The 23,214-nt window shown below is 69.3% G+C and carries 18 protein-coding genes and 2 rRNA genes; 15 read left to right on the top strand and 5 right to left on the bottom strand.

Going from position 1 to position 23,214, the window contains the following annotated elements:
* Positions 1–112: 112 nt before the first annotated feature.
* The 8 genes from AC1Z4A_RS14415 to AC1Z4A_RS14380 all read left to right on the top strand — a co-directional run bounded on the left by AC1Z4A_RS14415 (position 113) and on the right by AC1Z4A_RS14380 (position 8,492).
* Positions 113–3,233: ribosomal RNA gene (locus AC1Z4A_RS14415) — 23S ribosomal RNA — on the top strand.
* A gap of 76 nt (positions 3,234–3,309) precedes the next feature.
* Positions 3,310–3,426, top strand: a 5S ribosomal RNA gene (gene rrf / locus AC1Z4A_RS14410).
* A gap of 85 nt (positions 3,427–3,511) precedes the next feature.
* On the top strand, positions 3,512–4,687 hold the full coding sequence (locus tag AC1Z4A_RS14405; RefSeq protein WP_483678986.1) for an acetoin utilization protein AcuC: 1,176 nt from the start codon (positions 3,512–3,514) through the stop codon (positions 4,685–4,687).
* 123 nt (positions 4,688–4,810) lie between these two features.
* On the top strand, positions 4,811–5,626 hold the full coding sequence (locus tag AC1Z4A_RS14400; RefSeq protein ID WP_483678984.1) for a phosphatase: 816 nt from the start codon (positions 4,811–4,813) through the stop codon (positions 5,624–5,626).
* A 128-nt stretch (positions 5,627–5,754) separates the two neighbouring features.
* Positions 5,755–5,964: a helix-turn-helix domain-containing protein gene (locus tag AC1Z4A_RS14395; RefSeq protein WP_067299677.1), complete on the top strand. Its 210-nt coding sequence runs from the start codon at positions 5,755–5,757 to the stop codon at positions 5,962–5,964.
* A gap of 110 nt (positions 5,965–6,074) precedes the next feature.
* Positions 6,075–6,173, top strand: coding sequence for a 30S ribosomal protein bS22 (locus tag AC1Z4A_RS14390; protein ID WP_003948845.1), 99 nt, complete (start codon positions 6,075–6,077; stop codon positions 6,171–6,173).
* 217 nt (positions 6,174–6,390) lie between these two features.
* Positions 6,391–7,437, top strand: a complete 1,047-nt coding sequence (locus tag AC1Z4A_RS14385; protein WP_483678940.1) for an NAD-dependent epimerase/dehydratase family protein — start codon at positions 6,391–6,393, stop codon at positions 7,435–7,437.
* 14 nt (positions 7,438–7,451) lie between these two features.
* The gene (locus tag AC1Z4A_RS14380) at positions 7,452–8,492 is read left to right on the top strand and encodes a lysophospholipid acyltransferase family protein (RefSeq protein WP_483678939.1); all 1,041 of its coding nucleotides are present in this window, start codon (positions 7,452–7,454) and stop codon (positions 8,490–8,492) included.
* Between the two features lie 109 nt (positions 8,493–8,601).
* Here AC1Z4A_RS14380 and AC1Z4A_RS14375 read toward each other — a convergent pair whose 3' ends face one another.
* The 4 genes from AC1Z4A_RS14375 to AC1Z4A_RS14360 form a co-directional block, all read right to left on the bottom strand.
* Positions 8,602–9,801, bottom strand: coding sequence for a DUF5667 domain-containing protein (locus AC1Z4A_RS14375; protein WP_483678938.1), 1,200 nt, complete (start codon positions 9,799–9,801; stop codon positions 8,602–8,604).
* 216 nt (positions 9,802–10,017) lie between these two features.
* On the bottom strand, positions 10,018–10,830 hold the full coding sequence (locus tag AC1Z4A_RS14370; protein ID WP_483678937.1) for an ECF subfamily RNA polymerase sigma factor, BldN family: 813 nt from the start codon (positions 10,828–10,830) through the stop codon (positions 10,018–10,020).
* A gap of 462 nt (positions 10,831–11,292) precedes the next feature.
* Positions 11,293–12,246, bottom strand: coding sequence for an HAD family hydrolase (locus AC1Z4A_RS14365; protein ID WP_483678936.1), 954 nt, complete (start codon positions 12,244–12,246; stop codon positions 11,293–11,295).
* 143 nt (positions 12,247–12,389) lie between these two features.
* Entirely contained in the window at positions 12,390–12,668 is a 279-nt protein-coding gene (locus tag AC1Z4A_RS14360) for a glutaredoxin family protein (protein WP_483678934.1), read from the bottom strand.
* A gap of 358 nt (positions 12,669–13,026) precedes the next feature.
* Here AC1Z4A_RS14360 and AC1Z4A_RS14355 point away from each other — a divergent pair, with 358 nt between their 5' ends.
* The 6 genes from AC1Z4A_RS14355 to AC1Z4A_RS14330 all read left to right on the top strand — a co-directional run bounded on the left by AC1Z4A_RS14355 (position 13,027) and on the right by AC1Z4A_RS14330 (position 19,499).
* Entirely contained in the window at positions 13,027–13,803 is a 777-nt protein-coding gene (locus AC1Z4A_RS14355) for a redox-sensing transcriptional repressor Rex (protein ID WP_483678933.1), read from the top strand.
* Positions 13,800–15,188, top strand: coding sequence for a glutamyl-tRNA reductase (locus AC1Z4A_RS14350; protein WP_483678932.1), 1,389 nt, complete (start codon positions 13,800–13,802; stop codon positions 15,186–15,188). Before AC1Z4A_RS14355 ends, AC1Z4A_RS14350 begins: the two co-directional genes overlap by 4 nt.
* The gene (gene hemC / locus AC1Z4A_RS14345) at positions 15,185–16,159 is read left to right on the top strand and encodes a hydroxymethylbilane synthase (RefSeq protein ID WP_483678931.1); all 975 of its coding nucleotides are present in this window, start codon (positions 15,185–15,187) and stop codon (positions 16,157–16,159) included. Before AC1Z4A_RS14350 ends, hemC begins: the two co-directional genes overlap by 4 nt.
* A complete protein-coding gene (locus AC1Z4A_RS14340; RefSeq protein WP_483678930.1) occupies positions 16,156–17,805 on the top strand; it encodes a bifunctional uroporphyrinogen-III C-methyltransferase/uroporphyrinogen-III synthase in 1,650 nt (549 codons plus the stop codon). Before hemC ends, AC1Z4A_RS14340 begins: the two co-directional genes overlap by 4 nt.
* The gene (hemB, locus tag AC1Z4A_RS14335) at positions 17,802–18,794 is read left to right on the top strand and encodes a porphobilinogen synthase (protein ID WP_483678929.1); all 993 of its coding nucleotides are present in this window, start codon (positions 17,802–17,804) and stop codon (positions 18,792–18,794) included. The genes AC1Z4A_RS14340 and hemB overlap by 4 nt, the downstream gene beginning before the upstream one ends.
* 264 nt (positions 18,795–19,058) lie before the next feature.
* Positions 19,059–19,499, top strand: a complete 441-nt coding sequence (locus AC1Z4A_RS14330) for an ATP-binding protein (protein ID WP_483678928.1) — start codon at positions 19,059–19,061, stop codon at positions 19,497–19,499.
* A 3-nt stretch (positions 19,500–19,502) separates the two neighbouring features.
* Here AC1Z4A_RS14330 and argS read toward each other — a convergent pair whose 3' ends face one another.
* Positions 19,503–21,266: an arginine--tRNA ligase gene (gene argS, locus AC1Z4A_RS14325; RefSeq protein WP_483678927.1), complete on the bottom strand. Its 1,764-nt coding sequence runs from the start codon at positions 21,264–21,266 to the stop codon at positions 19,503–19,505.
* Between the two features lie 158 nt (positions 21,267–21,424).
* Here argS and lysS point away from each other — a divergent pair, with 158 nt between their 5' ends.
* Positions 21,425–23,140, top strand: a complete 1,716-nt coding sequence (gene lysS, locus AC1Z4A_RS14320; RefSeq protein ID WP_483678926.1) for a lysine--tRNA ligase — start codon at positions 21,425–21,427, stop codon at positions 23,138–23,140.
* Positions 23,141–23,214: the final 74 nt, after the last annotated feature.

The raw sequence follows: 23,214 nt of genomic DNA, 5'->3' as shown, positions 1-23,214 counted from the left end.
AGCGTTGCTCGAACCTTCGCGATGCCGGCCCCAGTGAACTCCGGTCTGCTGATCGGGGGTGATGGGTGGCTGGTCGTTGCTTGAGAACTGCACAGTGGACGCGAGCATCTGTGGCCAAGTTTTTAAGGGCGCACGGTGGATGCCTTGGCACCAGGAACCGATGAAGGACGTGGGAGGCCGCGATAGGCCCCGGGGAGCTGTCAACCGAGCTGTGATCCGGGGGTGTCCGAATGGGGAAACCCGGCAGTCGTCATGGGCTGTCACCCGCTGCTGAACACATAGGCAGTGTGGAGGGAACGCGGGGAAGTGAAACATCTCAGTACCCGCAGGAAGAGAAAACAACCGTGATTCCGGGAGTAGTGGCGAGCGAAACCGGATGAGGCCAAACCGTATGTGTGTGATACCCGGCAGGGGTTGCGCATGCGGGGTTGTGGGATCTCTCTTTCATGGTCTGCCGGCCATGAGACGAGTCAGAAACCGTTGATGTAGGCGAAGGACATGCGAAAGGTCCGGCGTAGAGGGTAAGACCCCCGTAGCTGAAACATTAGCGGCTCGTTTGAGAGACACCCAAGTAGCACGGGGCCCGAGAAATCCCGTGTGAATCTGGCGGGACCACCCGCTAAGCCTAAATATTCCCTGGTGACCGATAGCGGATAGTACCGTGAGGGAATGGTGAAAAGTACCGCGGGAGCGGAGTGAAATAGTACCTGAAACCGTGTGCCTACAAGCCGTGGGAGCGTCGCCGTCAAGCTTGCTTGGCGGTCGTGACTGCGTGCCTTTTGAAGAATGAGCCTGCGAGTTTGCGGTATGTTGCGAGGTTAACCCGTGTGGGGAAGCCGTAGCGAAAGCGAGTCCGAACAGGGCGTTTGAGTAGCGTGCCCAAGACCCGAAGCGGAGTGATCTAGCCATGGGCAGGTTGAAGCGGAGGTAAGACTTCGTGGAGGACCGAACCCACCAGGGTTGAAAACCTGGGGGATGACCTGTGGTTAGGGGTGAAAGGCCAATCAAACTCCGTGATAGCTGGTTCTCCCCGAAATGCATTTAGGTGCAGCGTCGTGTGTTTCTTGCCGGAGGTAGAGCACTGGATAGGCGATGGGCCCTACCGGGTTACTGACCTTAGCCAAACTCCGAATGCCGGTAAGTGAGAGCGCGGCAGTGAGACTGTGGGGGATAAGCTCCATGGTCGAGAGGGAAACAGCCCAGAGCATCGACTAAGGCCCCTAAGCGTACGCTAAGTGGGAAAGGATGTGGAGTCGCAGAGACAACCAGGAGGTTGGCTTAGAAGCAGCCACCCTTGAAAGAGTGCGTAATAGCTCACTGGTCAAGTGATTCCGCGCCGACAATGTAGCGGGGCTCAAGCGTACCGCCGAAGTCGTGTCATTCACACAACAGCCTCAACGGGTGTGTGGATGGGTAGGGGAGCGTCGTGTGCCGGGTGAAGCAGCCGTGGAAACGAGTTGTGGACGGTTCACGAGTGAGAATGCAGGCATGAGTAGCGATACACACGTGGGAAACGTGTGCGCCGATTGACTAAGGGTTCCTGGGTCAAGCTGATCTGCCCAGGGTAAGTCGGGACCTAAGGCGAGGCCGACAGGCGTAGTCGATGGACAACCGGTTGATATTCCGGTACCCGCTTTGAAACGCCCAATATCGAATCAGGCGATGCTAAGTCCGTGAAGCCGCCCTGGATCCTTCGGGTGAAGGGGAGTGGTGGAGCCGACGGACCAGACTTGTAGTAGGTAAGCGATGGGGTGACGCAGGAAGGTAGTCCAGCCCGGGCGGTGGTTGTCCCGGGGTAAGGGTGTAGGGCGTTGTGTAGGCAAATCCGCACAACATGCAGCCTGAGACCTGATGCCGAGCCGATTGTGGTGAAGTGGATGATCCTATGCTGTCGAGAAAAGCCTCTAGCGAGTTTCATGGCGGCCCGTACCCTAAACCGACTCAGGTGGTCAGGTAGAGAATACCGAGGCGTTCGGGTGAACTATGGTTAAGGAACTCGGCAAAATGCCCCCGTAACTTCGGGAGAAGGGGGGCCATTCCTGGTGATAGCACTTGCTGCTTGAGCTGGGGGTGGCCGCAGAGACCAGCGAGAAGCGACTGTTTACTAAAAACACAGGTCCGTGCGAAGCCGTAAGGCGATGTATACGGACTGACGCCTGCCCGGTGCTGGAACGTTAAGGGGACCGGTTAGCTCTGTTTCGACGGGGCGAAGCTGAGAACTTAAGCGCCAGTAAACGGCGGTGGTAACTATAACCATCCTAAGGTAGCGAAATTCCTTGTCGGGTAAGTTCCGACCTGCACGAATGGCGTAACGACTTCTCGACTGTCTCAACCATAGGCCCGGTGAAATTGCACTACGAGTAAAGATGCTCGTTTCGCGCAGCAGGACGGAAAGACCCCGGGACCTTTACTACAGCTTGATATTGGTGTTCGGTTCGGCTTGTGTAGGATAGGTGGGAGACTGTGAAGCATGCACGCCAGTGTGTGTGGAGTCGTCGTTGAAATACCACTCTGGTCGTGCTGGATGTCTAACCTGGGTCCGTGATCCGGATCAGGGACAGTGTCTGGTGGGTAGTTTAACTGGGGCGGTTGCCTCCTAAAGGGTAACGGAGGCGCCCAAAGGTTCCCTCAGCCTGGTTGGCAATCAGGTGTTGAGTGTAAGTGCACAAGGGAGCTTGACTGTGAGACCGACGGGTCGAGCAGGGACGAAAGTCGGGACTAGTGATCCGGCGGTGGCTTGTGGAAGCGCCGTCGCTCAACGGATAAAAGGTACCCCGGGGATAACAGGCTGATCTTCCCCAAGAGTCCATATCGACGGGATGGTTTGGCACCTCGATGTCGGCTCGTCGCATCCTGGGGCTGGAGTCGGTCCCAAGGGTTGGGCTGTTCGCCCATTAAAGCGGTACGCGAGCTGGGTTTAGAACGTCGTGAGACAGTTCGGTCCCTATCCGCTGTGCGCGTAGGAGTCTTGAGAAGGGCTGTCCCTAGTACGAGAGGACCGGGACGGACGAACCTCTGGTGTGCCAGTTGTCCTGCCAAGGGCATGGCTGGTTGGCTACGTTCGGGAGGGATAACCGCTGAAAGCATCTAAGCGGGAAGCCTGCTTCGAGATGAGGACTCCCACCCACTTGATGGGGTAAGGCTCCCAGTAGACGACTGGGTTGATAGGCCAGGTGTGGAAGACCGGTAACGGTTGGAGCTGACTGGTACTAATAGGCCGAGGGCTTGTCCTCAGTTGCTCGCGTCCACTGTGTAGGTTCTGAAGTAACGACCGTTGAGTCATGCTCCGGTTGGTTAACTTCATAGTGTTTCGGTGGTCATAGCGTTAGGGAAACGCCCGGTTACATTCCGAACCCGGAAGCTAAGCCTTTCAGCGCCGATGGTACTGCAGGGGGGACCCTGTGGGAGAGTAGGACGCCGCCGAACAAATTTTGATAGCCGTAGGCCCCGAGTCGATGTCAATTCGACTCGGGGCCTACGGCTTTTTTGCGTTTACCGATAGCGTGGCGCCATGAGCGGTCGCGCACAGCTGATGTGGGACGAGGCGGTAACCGGGTACGACTTCGGCTCCGGGCATCCCATGGACCCCGTACGCCTCTCTCTGACCATGAGCCTGGTCGAGGCGTACGGGCTGGACCAGGCGCTGCGTACCGTCGCCGCACCCCCGGCCGGTGAGTCCACGCTCCGCCTGGTGCACCGCCCGGATTACATCGCCGCCGTGCGGGCCGCGTCCGCCGACCCGAAGTCGGCCGACATGGCGTACGGCCTCGGCACCCCGGACGACCCGGCATTCGCCGGCATGCACGATGCGGCGGCGCTGATTGCGGGGCAATCAGTGGCCGCGGCGGAGGCGCTCTGGCGCGGCGACGCGCTGCACGCGGTGAACTTCGCCGGCGGGCTCCACCATGCGATGCCGGGGAGCGCTTCCGGCTTCTGCGTGTACAACGACCCCGCCCTCGCGATCGCCCGGCTGCTCGAGCTGGGTGCCGAGCGGATCGCGTACGTCGATGTGGACGTGCACCACGGGGACGGCGTCCAGGCGGCGTTCTGGACGGACCCCAGGGTGCTGACGATCTCGCTGCACGAGCACCCGCGGACGCTCTTCCCGCAGACCGGCTGGCCGGAGGAGACGGGCGGACCGGGGGCGGAGGGCAGCGCGGTGAACGTGGCCCTGCCCGCCGGGACGGGCGACGCCGGGTGGCTGCGGGCATTCCACGCCGTCGTGCCCGAGCTGCTGTCCGCCTTCCGGCCGCAGGTGCTGGTGACGCAGCACGGCGCCGACACGCACTTCGAGGATCCGCTGGCCCATCTGGCCGTCTCCCTGGACGCCCAGCGCCTGGTGGCCGAGGCCTGCCATGCGCTGGCCCACGAGCACGCCGAGGGGCGCTGGCTCGCTCTTGGGGGTGGTGGGTATGCGGTGACGGACGTTGTCCCTCGTTCGTGGACTCATTTGGTGGGCATCGCGGCGGGGCGGCCGGTGGATCCGGAGTCGAAGGTGCCGGAGGAGTGGCGGAGCGAAGTGTTCCGGCGTACGCGGGAGTTGGGGCCGCTGCGGATGACGGACGGGGTGGTGGTGCCGGAGTGGCGGGACTTCTCGGTGTCCGGGTACGACCCTGCCGATCGGCTCGATCAGGCGGTGCTTGCCGCCCGGCGGGCGGTGTTTCCGGCGCACGGGCTCCTGCCGTAGGGGCCTGAACGGGGTTTTCCCCCACCCCGCCCCTTCCCGTAACTGGGGGCTCCGCCCCCAGACCCCCGGTCCTCAAACGCCGGACGGGCTGAATTTGCCCCCGCCGCCTGCAAGCATCGGCCCGTGGACACCGCTGACGCCCTCCGCGCGCATCTGATCGCCACCCGCATCGCCGGGACCGTAGCCACGCCCAGGGAGCGGAGCCTGACCCGGTACCGGATGTTCGCGGCCGGGGATCCCCGGGTGACGCTCGGTCTGGAGCCTGAATACGACTGGCGTTTCGGGGACTTGTTGCATCTGATGGGTCATAAGTGTGGAGTTTCGGCCGATCCCAGGGAAACTTCCGGGCAGGATGTGATCGATCCGGACCGTACGATCGCGGCACTCAATGCCTTCGCCGACCGGCTGGCGACGGTGGCCGCGACGGGGGCGCCGGTGCTGCTCGGGACCGGCCACCCGCACCGACTCCTGGGCTTCTACGCCGGGTTGGCCGCCGGTCTGTCGGCGGCGGGATGCGGTGTCCTCACCCCGGCGCAGGGTCGAAGTGTCGACATAACGACCCGGTTTGGCGTACGCACCTACAACCTTGACTACGTCCGAGGAGTCGCGATGGTGCGCGAACCCGGCGCGCGGACCACCGGAAGTGAGCCGGGCGCGCATACGCATTCTCCGCTCCCGGTTCGCGTCGTGCTGGCGGCCGCGGCGGACGCCGGCGAGGCCCTGCCGGCCTTGGTCATCGGGGACCACGGATGGGTCTGCGGGGCAGGTCAACTGGGCATTGAGGCCATTGGGCTGGCCGACTCGGACGACCCGGCGCCGTTCGTCGGAGAGGCGGAGGGGCGGGTGTCCGTCGCCGTTCCGCTTGATGACACTGTGCGGTCTGATTACTACCGACCGCTTACTCGCTATGTACTCAATCGAGCGTGTCTGTCACAGTAGGCGGCCGATGGCTGCTCCTCTTCCCCACTCGCATCACCCGCCCCTAACCTGGGGAGTGAGCGCGCAGCGACGAGGAGTCACCGGAGGGGAAGCCGGTGCGCGTCATGTGCGGAAGGTTCAGGTGTGTCATGGCTGCTGGCGAAAGGCCTCTCAACGAGGTCGTGTTCCTTACCGTGGCGGAAGTTGCCGCGGTGATGCGTGTGTCCAAGATGACCGTGTACCGCTTGGTGCACAGTGGTCATCTGCCGGCGATCCGGGTGGGCAGGTCGTTCCGGGTCCCAGAGCAAGCGGTGCACGAGTACCTCCGAGAGTCCTACGTGGGGGTGGAAACAGCCTGACGGGGGCCCTGGATTACGCTGATCGCCCGGTGCCGGGTAGGCTGGCCCGATGTAGGTCGTGTGGGCTCGGACGCCCCGCACCGAGTGAATCGATGTAAGCGAGGGTAGTCGTGGGCTCTGTTATCAAGAAGCGGCGCAAGCGGATGGCCAAGAAGAAGCACCGCAAGCTGCTCAAGCGCACGCGTGTTCAGCGTCGCAACAAGAAGTAAGCAGCGCCGCTGTGCTCAACCCGCAGCCCTCTCACCGTCCTGGTGGGAGGGCTGCGGTGCGTTGCGGTGAGTGAACCCCTCGCTACGGCTTGAAATGTCGCCCGGTCCGTCCGGCGGTCATCACAGTGCAACAACGACCCGCTACGGTGGCCGCCACAGGGCACCGCCCGGCGAGCGCACCACTCGCCGGGTGCGGGTGGGAAGGAAGGCGCTGATCTTGGGCAAGGTCGTGCTCGTCACCGGAGTCGCACGGCAACTCGGCGGCCGGTTCGTCCGCCGCATCCAGCGCGAGCCCGACGTGGACCGAGTCATCGGGGTGGACGCAGTGCCACCCGAGCACCACCTCGGCGGGGCCGAATTCATACGGGCGGACATCCGCCACTGCACGATCGGCAGGGTCCTGGCGAGCGAGTCCGTCGACACGGTCGTCCACATGGACGTCAACGGGACCCCTCTGGGCAAGCGGGGCAGCCGGGCCACGGTCAAGGAGACCAACGTCATCGGCACCATGCAGCTGCTCGGCGCCTGCCAGAAGACGCCCTCGGTCAAGCGGCTGGTGGTGAAGTCCAGCACCAACGTCTACGGCTCCGCGCCCCGCGACCCCGCCGTGTTCACCGAGTCCACGCCGCCGAAGTCGCTGCCCAGCGGTGGCTTCGCCAAGGACGTCGTCGAGGTCGAGGGGTATGTGCGGGGCTTCGCCCGCCGCCGGCCCGACGTGGCGGTGTGCGTGCTGCGGTTCGCGAACATTCTCGGACCGTGTGCCGATTCGCCGCTCGCGGAGTACTTCTCGCTGCCCGCGCTGCCCACGGTCCTCGGCTTCGACCCCCGCCTGCAGTTCGTCCACGAGGACGACGCGATCGAGGTGCTGCGGATCGCCACGGGCGAGCCGGCCAGGGGCACGCTCAACAGCGGCACGTTCAACATCGCGGGGGACGGCGTCCTGCTGCTCTCCCAGGCCGCCAGACGCCTCGGGCGCCCCACCCTCCCCTTCTTCCTGCCGACCGTCACCTGGGTCGGCACCGCCCTGCGGTCCGTCGGTGCTCTGGACTTCTCGCCCGAGCAGATCCGGCTCCTCACCCACGGCCGGGTCGTCCAGACCACGCAGATGCGCGAGACCCTGGGCTTCCACCCCCGCTACACCACCTCCGATGCCTTCGCGGACTACGCCCGCAGCCGTGGCGCCGGGCTGCTGCCGCCCGAGACCCTCGCCCGTACCGTCGACCGGATCGCCGCGCTGATGCCTGCCGGCCGCGGCCAGAACTGAGGAGCGCACGCACCATGGCCGATGCGAAGGTCATTCCGTTCGGCGAGGAGCCCCGCGCCAAGCGGCGGGCCAAGCGCCCGGGTCCGGGCCGGGCGAACCGGGCGCCGGCACCGCTCGCGCCCGTACCGCCGCAGCGCGACGAGGAGCGGGCGCGGCTGCCCGCCGAGGCGGTCCCGGAGCGGGCGCCGGATGCCCCGGTGCGGGCCGGTGGCGAGGGCGGCTGGGAGCGGAAGGTGGCCCGCGGGCTGAACTTCCTCCGGCGGCGGATCACCGGCGAGTACGAGGTCGACGACTTCGGCTACGACCGGGAACTCACCGATCAGGTGATCATGTCGATCCTGCGGCCCTTCAAGGAGAAGTACTTCCGGGTCGAGGTGAAGGGCATCGAGAACATCCCGGACAAGGGGGCGGCGCTGATCGTCGCCAACCACTCCGGCACCCTGCCGGTCGACGGCCTGATGCTCCAGGTCGCGGTGCACGACCACCACCCGGCGGGCCGCAATGTGCGGATGCTCGCCGCGGACCTCGTCTTCGTCCTGCCGCTGATCAACGAGCTGTCCCGGAAGCTCGGGCACACGCTCGCCTGTGCCGAGGACGCGGCGAAGCTGCTGGAGCGGGGCGAGGTGGTGGGGGTGATGCCGGAGGGCTTCAAGGGGATCGGGAAGCCGTTCGCCGAGCGGTACAAGCTCCAGCGCTTCGGGCGGGGCGGCTTCGTCCAGACGGCACTGCGTGCCGGGGCGCCGATCGTGCCGTGCTCGATCGTCGGGGCGGAGGAGATCTACCCGATGCTCGGCAACTCCAGGACCGCGGCGCGGCTGCTGGGCTTTCCGTACTTCCCGCTGACGCCCACCTTCCCCTGGCTCGGCCCGCTGGGGCTGCTGCCGCTGCCGACGAAGTGGACGATCCAGTTCGGGGAGCCGATCCCCACGGACAGCTATCCGCCGGAGGCGGCGGACGATCCGATGCTGATGTTCAACCTGACCGACCAGGTCCGGGAAACGATTCAGCACACGCTCTACAAGCTGCTGGTGCAGCGGCGGTCGGTGTTCTTCTGACCCCACGGAGTTCTTCCGTCCCCACAGACGAAACAGCGAGGACGAGACAGTGAGAGGGAGGGGCCGCAACGGCCCCTCCCTCTCACTGTGCCCGGTGGGTGCCGGGCGGCTACGGCTTCTCGTCCTCGCTGTGGATGCCGAGGCCCGGGAGGATGTCCGGGAGCAGCGGCGGGATGACGACGTCCGGCTTGCCGGAGGGCTTGCCGTCCCTGCCGTGGGCCCGGTCCTGCGGTGACCCCTCGCTGCTGGGCGGGGGCTGGAGCAGGCCCGTGCCGCCGAGGAGGCCCTCGTGCTCGTCGCGGGCGCTCGGGGAGGACTGGGAGGGCTTGCCCGTGGGGCGCTTGCCGTCGATCGTGGCGGGCGCCTGGGGGGAGGGGGCGGAGCGGCCGCTGCTGCCGGGGGAGCTGCGCGGGGCCGTGCCCGTGCGGTCCGGGGAGCCGTGCTTGCCGTTGCTGTCGTGGAGCAGGTTCCGCAGCGGCTCGACGTCATCGTCTATGGCGACGAAGACCGAGTTGACCTTGTCGCCGACGTCGGTCAGCTGGGAGGGGAGCTTGCCGCGCAGCTGGCTCCAGCCCTCGCGATGCGAGGAGGCGAAGGAGGACAGCAGGCGCATGGCGCCGAGCGAGCCGTCGCGCTCGTAGACGCCGCGCAGCAGCCGGTGGCCCTCCGACGCGTCGTGGCTCATGCCGGAGAGGGTCTTGCGGATCTCGGTCATGGACTCGAGGTCGAGCGGGCCGGAGCGGCCGCGCTCCATCAGCCGCCGGGCCTCCTGGAGCCTGGTCGAGGCCTGGCCGAGGAGCAGCTCGCCCTTGGCGGAGTCGCCGTCGGCCATGCCGAGCCTGAGGTCCTCCATGCCGCGCTTGACCGGGTACAGGGTGTCCCCGGGGAGGGCGTTGGAGCTGGCCGCGGCCACACCGCCGAAGGCGCCGGCCGCCACCCCCACCGTGAGCCCGCCGGCCGCGAGCCCCTTGGACCAGCGGGAGCGCGGCCTGAGCCGGCTCAGCGGGCTCAGCCGGTGGGCTCCCCGGCCGGGGACCGCGCCCGTGCGCGGCTCGGGCACGGTGGGGCTTCCGGCGAAGTGGGCCTCCATGGCGGCGATCAACTGCGCCCGCTGCACGGTTTTGACCTCGGGGTCCAGCTCGGGTGCCGGCAGTGCGCCGAGCCCGTGTGCGAGGGCCAGCAACTGCCCCTGCTCGGTGTCCTGCACCGATGGTCCGGACTGGGCGGCCGCAGCACCCTGGACTTCCTGGTCCTCCAGGGCCTGGGCGAAGGCGTTCGCCCGCCGGTGCGCCGATACGTTCGCGATCACAGGCGGCACCTCCTCTCGTCATGACGGTCGACTCCCCAGGGCAACTGAAGGGTTGCACGCCTTGAGGGCATCCACTCGATCGAGTGAGTGAATACGGGCATGACGCGACATGCGGGAAGTCTGCATCCCGGACAACGAGCGGCGCGGCAGTCGGGTTACGCGGCCGGAGCGAGGTGGCCGCCGGTGAGTGAAAGACGGCGTGAAGTCGGCGGACGGTCAGCGGGCATCGTCCGGAAGGAGTCTTGCGAGGGTGCGCACGGCCCGGTACTGGAGGGTCTTGATGGCGCCCTCGTTCTTCCCCATCACCCGGGCCGTCTCCGCCACGGAGAGGCCCTGGAGGAAGCGCAGGGTGACGCACTCCTGCTGCTGGGGGTTGAGCTTGCGCACCGCCTCCAACAGGGCGGCGTTGGAAAGGGATTCGAGGACGGAGTCCTCCGGGCTGCGCTCGACCTCGTTGGCGTCGAGCATCTCTCCCGTGGTCACTTCCAGCCGGAACCTTGACGACTTGAAGTGGTCCGCGACGAGGTTGCGGGCGATGGTCACCAGCCAGGCGCCGAAGTCGCGGCCCTGCCAGGTGAAGGTGCCGATGCGGCGGAGGGCGCGCAGGAACGTCTCGCTGGTGAGGTCCTCCGCCGTGGCCCGGCCGCCCACGCGGTAGTAGATGTAGCGGTAGACGGTGTCGGCGTACTGGTCGTAGAGGCGGCCGAAGGCATCGGCCTCGCCCGCCTGGGCCCGCTCGACCAGGTCGAGCATGCGGGCGCTGTCGCTGTCGGCGCTGGGGCGGCGGGTCGTGGGGGCGGACGTAGCGGACGTGCCTGCGGCTGCCCCGCGGCGGGCGCGTCTGCCGACGGCCGCACCGCTCTCCGCGAGGGCGTAGCAGGGGCCGGCCGGGCCGACCGCCGCGGCGGGGCCGAGCGTGGCGAGGGCGGGGACGGCGTACGCGGTGGGGACGAAGCCGCGCAGACGGTCGAGGACCGCTGCGCGCAGCGTAGCCAGGCCCGAGGCGTCAACCCCGACGTGTGGGTACACGGGACTCCCAGAGGCAGAGCTTCCATCACGTGCAGTGCGGGACCGTTCACTCGTCGTAGGGACAAGCGGGTACCGGCTTGCGTCTGAGGAGAATAACCCTTCGTACAGGCAGCGCTACACCGAGTTGCTCAAATCATCGTTTCCGTTCGATCTCCGGTCGGTTGGTGGCCGATCAAATATCGAACTGGGAACGGAAGTTGACCGGATTTGCCGATGGTGTGGCCGATTGGGCAGCGTGTTGTGGCAATCCGGACACGACAGGACTGCGCGGGGCCATGTGGGGGTATGACAACAGGATTGCCTGTGCGGCGTGACCGGTTACCGGCTGTGGCGAGGAGGCGCGCCGGAGATGTCGCCCGTTCCGGTGATGAGGGTGTGCCCGCGCGTGCACCCGCGCGGCCGGGCGCGGCCCCGCGGCGGACGCCGGGCCGCGGGCCGGTGAAAACCGTCGCCCGACAGGGCCTAGCGGCGGCGCCGGTGCAGCGCGATCGCGGCGGCCGCGCCGCCCGCCAGTGCGCCCAGCCCGGCCGCCGCCGGGATGCCGATCTTGGCCGCCTTGCGGCCCGTGCGGTAGTCGCGCAGCCGCCAGTCGTGCTCGCGCGCGTGCTTGCGCAGCCGCGCGTCGGGGTTGATCGCGTGCGGGTGGCCGACGAGCGACAGCATGGGGATGTCGTTGGCGGAGTCGCTGTACGCCGCGCAGCGGGACAGGTCCAGGCCCTCGGCGGCGGCCAGCGCCCGGACCGCCTCGGCCTTGGACGGGCCGTGCAGCAGCTCGCCGACCAGCTTGCCGGTGTAGACGCCGCCGACGGACTCGGCGACCGTGCCCAGCGCGCCCGTCAGGCCGAGCCGGCGGGCGATGATCGTCGCGGTCTCGATCGGCGCGGCCGTCACCAGCCACACCTTCTGCCCGGCGTCCAGGTGGGCCTGGGCGAGGGCGCGGGTGCCGGGCCAGATGCGCTCGGCCATGTACTCGTCGTAGATCTCCTCGCCGACGGTCATCAGCTCGGAGACCCGGTGGCCCTTGACGATGGAGAGGACCTTGTCGCGCGCTTCCTGGATGTGCTCGGGGTCCTCGATCCCGGCCAGCCGGAACCAGGTCTGCTGCCAGGCGAAGCGCACCAGCTCGCGCTTGCGGAAGAAGTGCCGTTTGTAGAGGCCGCGGCCGAAGTGGAACATGGCGGCGCCCTGCATGACCGTGTTGTCGAGGTCGAAGAAGGCGGCGGCGCGCACGTCGCCGGCCACCGGGAACTCCGGCTCCGGGGGAGGTGCCTCGCCGGGGGCACCGACCGGGGGAGTCTCCTTCTCCCGGTCCTCCTGAACGGACTTGCGGGCTGCCTCCGCGGCGGCCTCGCCTGCCAGCACGCTGCGTGCCGTGGCGGAGCGCCTGCGGTGGGAGAGCCATCCGAGTGCGGCCATGCGGCGAGCATAGCCAGTTTGTTCGGGGTAACCGGAGTCGGGACGATGCGATGGCGTGAACACTGCGCGTCTGCGCGGTTACCCTCCGGACGCCCGCATTCCGCCCGGCCCCGCAATTCGGCCCGCCCCGGGGCTCCGGGCGGCTAGCCGCCCAGGGCCTTGCGGAGCCGGTCCGGGTTCACCCGCCAGAAGTCGTGCTGGGCGCCGTCGACGAGGACGACCGGAATCTGCTCCCAGTACTTCCGGTACAGCTCCTCGTCCTCGTTGATGTCCTTCTTCTCCCAGCGGGCGCCCAGCTCCGCGCAGACCTCGGCGATCACGGTCTCGGCGGCGTCGCACAGGTGGCAGCCGGGCTTGCCGATCAGTGTGACCACGCTGTCGGCGGGGTTCTTGCGGGCGCCGCGGCGCAGGAGGGGGCTCATGAGGGCCATTGTGCCGGGCCCGCGCAGTTGCGCGGAGGACGGGTTTGGATGCCTGAGTCGACTACCATCGTGGGCGTTTTGCAGGCATCCGGGGTTTTGGCGGTGAGGAGTGGCGGCCATGTCCTCATCGATGGGCTCGTCGACACGCCCATGGTGCGGAAGTGACAGGTGTGACAGTCGCGGCACCTCGGCGGATGGTTCCCGCATCGGCCCGAATCGCCGCGTGACACCCATCACTTTGCCGGGGCAAAACGGACACCATCTTTGTGCACGCGTTCACAAAGGCATAGCCTGCGTTCGACAGGGCGGTTCTGGGACAAGGCGCTGCCCGCAGCCCCGCTCTACCCGCAGGAGCACCGTGGCAACTGGCCGAACTCACCGACCGGCGACCCGAAGCCGAGGGATTCCCGAGGCCACCGTCGCCCGGCTACCGCTGTATCTGCGCGCGCTGACCGCGCTCTCCGAGCGCTCGGTCCCCACGGTCTCCTCCGAGGAACTGGCAGCCGCGGCGGGGGTCAATTCCGCCAAGCTCCGCAAGGACTTCAGCTACCTCGGCTCGTACGGCACCCGCGGTGTCGGCTACGACGTCGAGTACCTCGTGTACCAGATCTCGCGGGAACTCGGCCTGACCCAGGACTGGCCCGTCGTCATCGTCGGTATCGGCAACCTCGGCGCCGCCCTGGCCAACTACGGCGGCTTCGCCTCCCGCGGCTTCCGCGTCGCGGCCCTGATCGACGCCGACCCCGCCATGGCGGGCAAGCAGGTCGCCGGGCTGCCCGTGCGGCACACCGACGAACTCGAGTCGATCATCCGTGACAACGGCGTCTCCATCGGCGTCATCGCCACCCCGGCCGGCGCCGCGCAGCAGGTCTGCGACCGGCTGGTCTCCGCCGGTGTCACCTCGATCCTGAACTTCGCGCCGACCGTGCTCTCCGTGCCCGAGGGCGTGGACGTGCGCAAGGTCGACCTCTCCATCGAGCTGCAGATCCTCGCCTTCCACGAGCAGCGCAAGGCCGGCGAGGAGACCGGGCAGCCCGCCTCCGTCACCACGCCGCGCCCGGACGCGCCGGCCCGTGCGGCCGCGGGCGGCGGGAAGGGACCGGACGGGGACGTCCCCGCCGTGATGCCGGCATGAGCCTCCTGGTCGTCGGCCTCAGCCACCGCAGCGCCCCGGTGAGCGTGCTGGAGCGGGCCGCCCTCTCGGCGCAGGCCCGCGCCGGGCTGGTGCACGCCGCCCTGGCCGCCGAGCCCGCCACCGAGGCGGCGGTGCTGGCCACCTGCAACCGCATCGAGCTGTACGCCGACGTGGACAAGTTCCACGCCGGTGTCGCCGAGCTGTCCACGCTGCTCGCCCGGTACACGGGCGTGGCGCTGGAAGAGCTCACTCCGTATCTCTATGTGCACTACGAGGACCGGGCCGTCCACCACCTCTTCTCGGTGGCGTGCGGGCTGGACTCGATGGTCGTGGGCGAGGGCCAGATCCTCGGCCAGATCAAGGACGCGCTGGCCGTCGGGCAGGAGCTGCACACCGCCGGGCGGCTGCTGAACGACCTCTTCCAGCAGGCCCTGCGGGTCGGTAAGCGCGCCCACAGCGAGACCGGCATCGACAAGGCGGGCCAGTCGCTGGTCACCTTCGGCCTGGAGCAGCTCGCGGACGGCACCCCCGTCGCGGACTGGGCGGCGGGCAAGCGGGCCCTGGTGATCGGCGCCGGGTCGATGTCCTCGCTCGCGGCGGCCACCCTCGCGCGCGCGGGCGTGGCGCACGTCGCCGTCGCCAACCGCACCCTGGCGCGGGCCGAGCGGCTCGTCGAGATCCTCTCCGAGCCGGGCACTCCGGGCGCGGCCGGCGGGCTTACGGCCTCGGCCGTGGAGATGGACGCCCTCGCGGACGAGCTGGCCCTCGCCGACGTCGTGGTGAGCTGCACGGGCGCCGCGGGCCTGGTCCTGACGGCCGACGCCGTACGGGCCGCGCTGGACGCGCGCGGGGCCGACGCCGGTGCGCAGGTGCGCCTGGCCCTGCTCGACCTCGCCATGCCGCGGGACGTCGACGCCGCCGTGCACCGCCTGGCGGGCGCCCGGCTCGTCGACATCGAGACCCTCGCCGAAGCGGCCGCCGACGCGCCCATGGCCGCCGACGTCGACCAGGTGCGGGCCATCGTCTCCGCCGAGGTCGCCTCCTTCGGCGCCGCCCAGCGCGCCGCGCACATCACGCCCACCGTGGTGGCCCTGCGGACCATGGCCGCCGACGTCGTGGCGGGCGAGATGGCGCGCCTCAACGGCCGGCTGCCCGGCCTCGACGACAAGCAGCGCGCGGAGATCACGCAGACCGTGCGCCGCGTCGTCGACAAGCTCCTGCACGCGCCCACCGTGCGGGTCAAGGAGCTGGCCTCCACCCCCGGCGGCGCCGGCTACGCCGACGCGCTCCGGGAACTCTTCGACCTCGACCCGCAGGCGGTCGCCGCCGTCAGCCGGGCGGACATGCGGCAGGACCGCACCGACGCACCACGGGAGTCGGCATGAACGACACCACCACTGAGCAGCGCCCGCTGCGGCTGGGCACCCGCCGCAGCAAGCTGGCCATGGCCCAGTCCGGGCAGGTGGCCGAGGCCGTGCGGCGGGTCACCGGCCGCCCGGTCGAGCTGATCGAGATCACCACGTACGGCGACGTCTCGCGCGAGGCCCTTGCGCAGATCGGCGGCACCGGTGTGTTCGTCTCCGCGCTGCGCGACGCGCTGCTCGCGGGGGAGATCGACTTCGCCGTGCACTCGCTGAAGGACCTGCCGACCACCCAGCCGGACGACCTGGCGCTCGCCGCGATCCCGCTCCGCGAGGACCCGCGCGACGTGCTGGTCGCCCGCGACGGGCTCACCTTCGAGGAGCTGCCCGAGGGCGCGAAGGTCGGGACGGGCTCGCCGCGCCGCATGGCGCAGCTGAACGCCTGGGCGCGGACGCTGGGCCGGCGCATCGAGACCGTGCCGATCCGCGGCAACATCGACACCCGCATCGGGTTCGTCGAGAAGGGCGAGCTGGACGCCGTGGTGCTGGCCGCCGCGGGCCTCAACCGCATCGGCCGGGCCGACGTGGTGAGCCAGCTCCTGGAGCCCGACACCGTTTTGCCCGCCCCCGGCCAGGGGGCCCTGGCGATCGAGTGCGCGTTGACCAACGCACCGCTCGCCGCCGCGCTCGCCGAACTCGACGACCCGCGCACGCGGGCCGCCGTGACGGCCGAGCGTTCCCTGCTCGCCGCCCTGGAGGCCGGCTGCAGTGCCCCTGTGGGCGCGCTGGCCGACTTCTTGGCCGTCGGGCAGGCTGTCACCGAAATGCGCCTGCGCGGCGTCGTCGGCACGACCGACGGCTCCACGCTGGTGCAGCTGTCCACCACCGGTCCCGTACCCGCCTCCACCGAGGACGCCCTGGCGCTCGGCCGCGAACTCGCCGCCGAGATGCTCGACAAGGGTGCGGCCGGTCTTATGGGGGAGCGAGCACATTGAACCCCACCGCCCCGAACCAGCCCGCGCAGGGACACGTCACCTTCCTGGGTGCCGGCCCCGGAGACCCGGGACTGCTGACGCTGCGCGCCGTCGAGGCACTGGCGGCCGCGGACGTCCTGATCGCCGATCCGCAGGTGCTCGACGTGGTGCGCACACATGCGCGCGCCACTGTGGACATGCCTGCGCATGCGGTTGCTGACGAGACATCAAAGTCCGCCGACATCCCCGTACTCAGGGACACGGCCAATCTTGTCATGACGGCCGCGCGCAGCGGCAAGCGGGTCGTCCGTGCGGTGCTGGGCGACCCCGGCCTCGACGGCAACGCCGCCGACGAGATGCTGGCCTGCGCCGACAACGGCATCGCCTTCGAGGTGGTGCCGGGCGTCGCCACGGCCGTCGGCGTGCCCGCGTACGCCGGTGTGCCCCTGCGCGACGGCAAGGGCGGCGACGTGCGCTTCGTCGACGCCCGCACGGCCACGCCGGTCTGCTGGACCGAGGCCGGCACGAGCGAGGCGACCACCGTCGTCTCGACCACGCTGGACTCCGTCGTCGCGGCCGCCGCCGAGCTGGTCTCGGGCGGCCGCAAGCCCGACACCCCGGTGAGCGTCACGGCCGCCGGCACCACCACTCGCCAGCGCACCTGGACCGCCACCCTGGGCACCCTCCAGCAGACGCTGAAGGCCGCCAAGGTGCTGCCCGCCGCCGACGGCGCGCAGCCGGTGATAGCCGTGGTCGGCGAGCGCAGCGACGCAGCCCGGCGCGACCGCCTCTCGTGGTTCGAGTCCAAGCCGCTGTTCGGCTGGAACGTGCTCGTGCCGCGCACCAAGGAGCAGGCCGCCTCGCTCTCCGACCAGCTCCGCTCGTACGGCGCCGTGCCCAGCGAGGTGCCGACCATCGCCGTCGAGCCGCCGCGCACCCCGCAGCAGATGGAGCGCGCGGTCAAGGGCCTGGTCACCGGCCGCTACGAGTGGATCGCCTTCACTTCCGTGAACGCCGTCAAGGCGGTGCGCGAGAAGTTCGAGGAGTACGGGCTCGACGCGCGCGCCTTCGCGGGCATCAAGGTCGCGGCCGTCGGCGAGCAGACCGCGAAGTCCCTGGTCGAGTTCGGCGTGAAGCCGGACCTGGTGCCCAGCGGCGAGCAGTCGGCCGCGGGCCTGCTGGAGGACTGGCCGCCCTACGACCCGGTCTTCGACCCGATCGACCGCGTCTTCCTGCCGCGCGCCGACATCGCCACCGAGACCCTGGTGGCCGGCCTGATCGAGCTGGGCTGGGAGGTCGACGACGTCACGGCGTACCGCACCGTGCGCGCCTCGCCGCCGCCGGCCGAGACCCGGGAGGCGATCAAGGGCGGCGGCTTCGACGCCGTGCTGTTCACCTCCTCCTCCACCGTGCGGAACCTCGTCGGCATCGCCGGCAAGCCGCACAACGTCACCGTCATCGCCTGCATCGGCCCGGCCACCGCGAAGACCGCGGAGGAGCACGGCCTGCGGGTGGACGTGCTGTCGCCCGAGCCCTCGGTGCACAAGCTCGCCGAGGCGCTCGCGGAGTTCGGGGCGGCGCGGCGCGATGCCGCGCTGGAGGCCGGGGACCCGGTCACCCGCCCGAGCGAGCGACGGCCCGGATCGCGCAGAAGGGCACGGAGTTGAGTACTGCGTACGGCACTTTCCCGGGGTCCCGCCCCCGGCGTCTTCGCACCACCCCGGCCATGCGCCGCATGGTCGCCGAGACCCGGCTGCACCCGGCCGACCTGATCCTGCCCGCCTTCGTGCGGGAGGGCATCGCCGAGCCGGTGCCGATCTCCGCCATGCCGGGGGTCGTCCAGCACACCCGCGACACCCTGCGGAAGGCCGCGGTCGAGGCGCTGGAGGCGGGCGTCTCCGGGATCATGCTGTTCGGCGTGCCCGAGGACGCCAAGAAGGACGCCCTCGGCACCGCCGGCACCGACCCGGACGGCATCCTCCAGGTCGCCATCCGGGACGTGAAGGCCGAGGTCGGCGACGAGCTGGTGATCATGTCCGACCTGTGTCTGGACGAGTACACCGACCACGGCCACTGCGGGGTCCTCGACGCCGCGGGCCGGGTCGACAACGACGCGACGCTGGAGCGCTACGCCGAGATGGCGCAGGTCCAGGCCGACGCGGGCGTCCATGTCGTGGGCCCCAGCGGCATGATGGACGGTCAGGTCGGCGTCGTCCGCGACGCCCTCGACCAGACCGGCCACGAGGACGTCTCGATCCTCGCCTACACCGCCAAGTACGCCTCCGCCTTCTACGGCCCCTTCCGCGAGGCCGTCGGCTCCTCGCTGCAGGGCGACCGCAAGACGTACCAGCAGGACCCGGCCAACACCCGCGAGTCGCTGCGCGAGCTGGCGCTGGACCTGGCCGAGGGCGCCGACATGGTGATGGTCAAGCCCGCGCTGCCCTACCTCGACATCCTCGCCGAGGTCGCCAAGGCGGTGGACGTGCCGGTGGCCGCGTACCAGATCTCCGGCGAGTACGCGATGGTCGAGGCGGCGGCCGAGAAGGGCTGGATCGACCGCGACCGCGCCATCATGGAGACCCTCACCGGCATCAAGCGCGCCGGGGCGGACATGATCCTCACCTACTGGGCGACGGAGGTCGCACGGCAGCTGTGAGCAACGCGCCCCAGGGCGCGTCCGTGACGCACCGCGACGGCGGCGTCCCCCGGCCACCAGGCCGCGGGGGCGCCGCCGTCGGCGTTCCGGAACCTCCGCGCTCGTGCGAGTCCGTCGCGTTTGCGCTGCTCACGCAATGAGCGTGGTTGTCTTCACGATCGTCACCCACACAGGTCGAGTCTCGGCGAAATGACAGAGGCGACGTGTAAGCGCTCCAAGCATGGTTACGGTGTGTGTCAGGTCGCTTACGCTACGGAGGCGTGCATGAGTCATGACCCCGAAATCACGGACGACTGGGAGTACACGCTCCAGGTCCCCTCGGATCCCATGGCGCCCTGCATCGCGCGCCGCACGCTCCGCACCATCTTCGAGGAGCACGGCTTCCTGGAACTGGCCGACACCGCCGAGCTGCTGACCTCGGAGCTGGTCACCAACGCCTACCGGTACTCCGACGGCCCGGCCTCCGTGCGCGTCAAGCGCGAGGGGGACCGGGTCCGGGTCGCCGTGTGGGACACCAACCCCCGGCTCCCCGCCCTCGACGGCGTCGCGCTGCCGGAGGCCGAGGCCGACGGCGCCGAGCGCGGCCGGGGGCTCGGGCTCGTCCAGTGGTGCGCCGACAGCTGGGGCGGGTTCGCCCTGCGCGACCAGCCGCAGGGGCTGGTCGGCAAGCTCATCTGGTTCGAGCTGGGGGCGAGCGCGGGGTGAGGGCTAGAGCTTCTCGGGGGTGCGGATACCGAGGAGCGCCATGCCCTGGTGCAGCGTGCGGGCCGTGAGGTCGCACAGGAAGAGGCGGTTCTCCACCATCGTCGCGCCGCCCTCGGCCTTGATCACCGGGCACTGGTCGTAGAACGTCGTGAAGTGCGAGGAGAGCTGGTAGAGGTAGGCGGCCAGCTTGTGCGGCTCGTAGGAGGCCGCGACATCGTGCACCGTCTCGCCGAACTGGTCCAGGTGCAGGCCGAGCGCACGCTCCGCCGGGGCCAGCGGCAGCTCCGGGTGCGCGACGGGCCGGGCGTCGCCGGCCCGGCGCAGGATGGAGCGGATACGGGCATAGGCGTACTGGAGGTAGACCGAGGTGTCGCCGTTGAGGGACACCATCTGGTCGAGGTCGAACTTGTAGTCGCGGGCCGCCGAGGTGGACAGGTCGGCGTACTTCACGGCGCCGATGCCCACGTACCGGCCGTTCTCGGTGATCTCCTGCTCGGTCAGGCCCACCTTCTCGGCCTTCTCGCGCACCACGTCCGTGGCCCGCGCGATCGCCTCGTCCAGCAGGTCCACCAGGCGGACGGTCTCGCCCTCACGGGTCTTGAACGGCTTGCCGTCCTTGCCCAGCACCGTGCCGAAGGCCAGCTGCACCGCGTGCACGCCGTCGTTCAGCCAGCCCATCCGGCGGGCCGTCTCGAAGACCATCTTGAAGTGCAGCGCCTGCCGGGCGTCGACCACGTACAGCAAGGTGTCGGCCTTGAGGTTCTGCACCCGGTCCCGGATCGCCGACAGGTCGGTGGCCGCGTAGCCGAAGCCGCCGTCCGACTTCTGCACGATCAGCGGTACCGGCTTGCCGTCCGGGCCCTTCACATCGTCGAAGAAGACGCAGAGCGCGCCCTCCGAGCGGACCGCGACGCCGGCCTCCTCCAGCAGCTTGCAGGTCTCCGTGAGCATGTGGTTGTAGCCGGACTCGCCGACCACGTTCTCGTCGCGGATGTCCATGTCGAGCTTGCCGAAGACCGAGTAGAAGTAGATCTTCGACTCGTCCACGAACCGCTGCCACAGGGCGAGGGTCTGCTCGTCCCCGGCCTGGAGGTCCACCACCCGGCGGCGCGAGCGCTCCTTGAACTCCGCGTCCGCGTCGAACAGGGCACGCGCGGCCTTGTACAGGCGGTTCAGGTTGGACATGGCCTCTTCGCCGGAGGTCTCGTCCTTGTGGTCCAGCTCGTGCGGGTGCTCCAGCAGGTACTGGATGAGCATGCCGAACTGGGTGCCCCAGTCGCCGATGTGGTGGCGGCTGATCACCTTCTCGCCCGTGAACTCCAGGATCTTGACGGCCGCGTCGCCGATCACCGCCGAGCGCAGGTGGCCGACGTGCATCTCCTTGGCCACGTTCGGCTGGGCCCAGTCGATGACCGTGGTGCCCGGCTTCTCCGCGAGCGGCACGCCGAGGCGCTCGTCCGCGCCGCGGGCCGCCAGGGTGCTCGTGATCGCCTCGTCGGAGACGGTGATGTTGAGGAAGCCGGGGCCGGAGACCTCGACCTCCTTGATCACGTCACCGGTCGGCAGGCCTTCGACGACCTTCGCCGCCAGCTCGCGCGGGTTGCCCTTGAGCTTCTTCGCCAGCGCCAGCATGCCGTTGGCCTGGAAGTCCGCCCGGTCGCTTCGTCGCAGCAGCGGGTCGGCGGAGCCGGCCTCCGGCAGGGCTGCCGAGAGGGCGTCCGCGATGCGCTGGTCGAGCGTGGAAGCGAGGGAGGGAACCGAAGCCATGGAAAGGTGCCATTCCGGTAGGCGGCATTTTCGACATCCCGAGTATCCCATGCGCCTATCACAGTCCCACCGGGATTTCGCCGCAGGGCGGGCAACCCCGGAGCCCCGCCTTCCGTCTGGGACAATGGTCATGCCAGGACCGTAAGGAAGGAAGTGCCGTGGCTCAGGCTCAGAGCACCGAGGCCGACTGGGTCTCCCGTTTCGCCGACGAGGTCATCGCCGAAGGTGAGCGCCGCGCCCCCGGCAAACCGATCGTCGTCGCCTCGGGCCTGTCGCCCTCCGGCCCGATCCACCTCGGCAACCTCCGCGAGGTCATGACCCCGCACCTGGTCGCCGACGAGATCCGCCGCCGCGGCCACGAGTGCGTCCACGTCCTCTCCTGGGACGACTACGACCGGTACCGCAAGGTCCCGGCCGGTGTCGACGCCTCCTGGGCCGAGCACATCGGCAAGCCGCTGACGGCTGTCCCGGCCCCGCCCGGCAGCCCCTACGGCAGCTGGGCCGAGCACTTCAAGGCCGCCATGATCGAGGCCCTGGACGAGCTGGGCATCGAGTACCGCGGAATCAGCCAGACCGAGCAGTACACCTCCGGCGCCTACCGCGAGCAGATCCTGCACGCGATGAAGCACCGCAACGACATCGACGCGATCCTCGCGCAGTACCGCACCAAGGCCAAGCCCGCCAAGAAGGCCCAGAAGCCGGTCGACGAGGCCGAGCTGGAGGCCGCCGAGGGCTCGGGCGCCGCCGCCGAGGACGACGGCAGCGCGGGCGGTGCGGGCTACTACCCGTACAAGCCGTACTGCACCGTCTGCAACAAGGACCTCACCACGGTCACGGCGTACGACGACGAGACCACCGAGCTGTCCTACAGCTGCACCTGCGGGCACTCCGAGACCGTCCTGCTCAAGGAGTTCGACCACGGCAAGCTGGTCTGGAAGGTCGACTGGCCCATGCGCTGGGCCTACGAGGGCGTGATCTTCGAGCCGTCCGGCGTCGACCACTCCTCGCCGGGCTCCTCCTTCCAGGTCGGCGGCCAGATCGTCGGCCCGATCTTCGGCGGCGAGCAGCCCATCGGCCCGATGTACGCCTTCGTCGGCATCAGCGGCATGGCCAAGATGTCCTCCTCCAAGGGCGGCGTCCCCACCCCCGGCGACGCCCTCCAGATCATGGAGGCCCCGCTGCTGCGCTGGCTCTACGCCCGCCGCAGGCCCAACCAGTCCTTCAAGATCGCCTTCGACCAGGAGATCCAGCGGCTCTACGACGAGTGGGACAAGCTCGCCGCCAAGGTCGCCGACGGCACCGTGCTGCCCGCCGACGCCGCCGCCTACAGCCGCGCCGTCCGCACGGCCGCCGGTGAGCTGCCGGCCACGCCGCGCCCGCTGCCCTACCGCACGCTCGCCTCGGTCGTCGACATCACCGCCGGCCACGACGAGCAGACCCTGCGCATCCTGAGCGACCTCGACCCCGAGAACCCGGTCACCTCGCTCGACGAGTGCCGCCCGCGCCTCGGCAAGGCCGAGCACTGGATCAACACCCAGGTCCCGGCCGAGTCCCGCACGGTCGTCCGCGCCGAGCCCGACACCGAGCACCTCGCCGCGCTCGACGAGCAGGCCCGCGAGTCCCTGCGGCTGCTCCTGGACGGCCTCGACGAGCACTGGTCGCTGGACGGCCTGACCACGCTCGTCTACGGCGTCCCCAAGGTCCTGGCCGGGCTCGAGCCCGACGCCAAGCCCACGCCGGAGCTGAAGGTCAAGCAGCGCGAGTTCTTCGCCCTGCTCTACCAGCTGCTCGTCGGCCGGGACACCGGCCCCCGCCTGCCCACGCTGCTGCTCGCGGTCGGCGCGGACCGGGTGCGCAAGCTGCTCGCGGCGTAGCACCGTACGCGGAAAGGGCCGCGGCCCGGTGATCACTCACCGGGCCGCGGCCCTTTCGCCTATGCGTATGCGTT

The sequence above is a fragment of the Streptomyces sp. 17_S59 genome, from assembly GCF_056930295.1.
Note: the sequence above shows the minus strand (reverse complement) of the source record. Positions and strands in the feature narration are given on the sequence as shown.

Coding starts and splice junctions, on each gene's coding strand:
- AC1Z4A_RS14350 (WP_483678932.1), top strand. CDS start 13,800: ATGAGCCTCCTGGTCGTCGGCCTCAGCCACCGCAGCGCCCCGGTGAGC.
- AC1Z4A_RS14380 (WP_483678939.1), top strand. CDS start 7,452: ATGGCCGATGCGAAGGTCATTCCGTTCGGCGAGGAGCCCCGCGCCAAG.
- hemC (WP_483678931.1), top strand. CDS start 15,185: ATGAACGACACCACCACTGAGCAGCGCCCGCTGCGGCTGGGCACCCGC.
- AC1Z4A_RS14330 (WP_483678928.1), top strand. CDS start 19,059: ATGAGTCATGACCCCGAAATCACGGACGACTGGGAGTACACGCTCCAG.
- AC1Z4A_RS14360 (WP_483678934.1), bottom strand. CDS start 12,668: ATGAGCCCCCTCCTGCGCCGCGGCGCCCGCAAGAACCCCGCCGACAGC.
- argS (WP_483678927.1), bottom strand. CDS start 21,266: ATGGCTTCGGTTCCCTCCCTCGCTTCCACGCTCGACCAGCGCATCGCG.
- AC1Z4A_RS14395 (WP_067299677.1), top strand. CDS start 5,755: ATGGCTGCTGGCGAAAGGCCTCTCAACGAGGTCGTGTTCCTTACCGTG.
- AC1Z4A_RS14405 (WP_483678986.1), top strand. CDS start 3,512: ATGAGCGGTCGCGCACAGCTGATGTGGGACGAGGCGGTAACCGGGTAC.
- AC1Z4A_RS14365 (WP_483678936.1), bottom strand. CDS start 12,246: ATGGCCGCACTCGGATGGCTCTCCCACCGCAGGCGCTCCGCCACGGCA.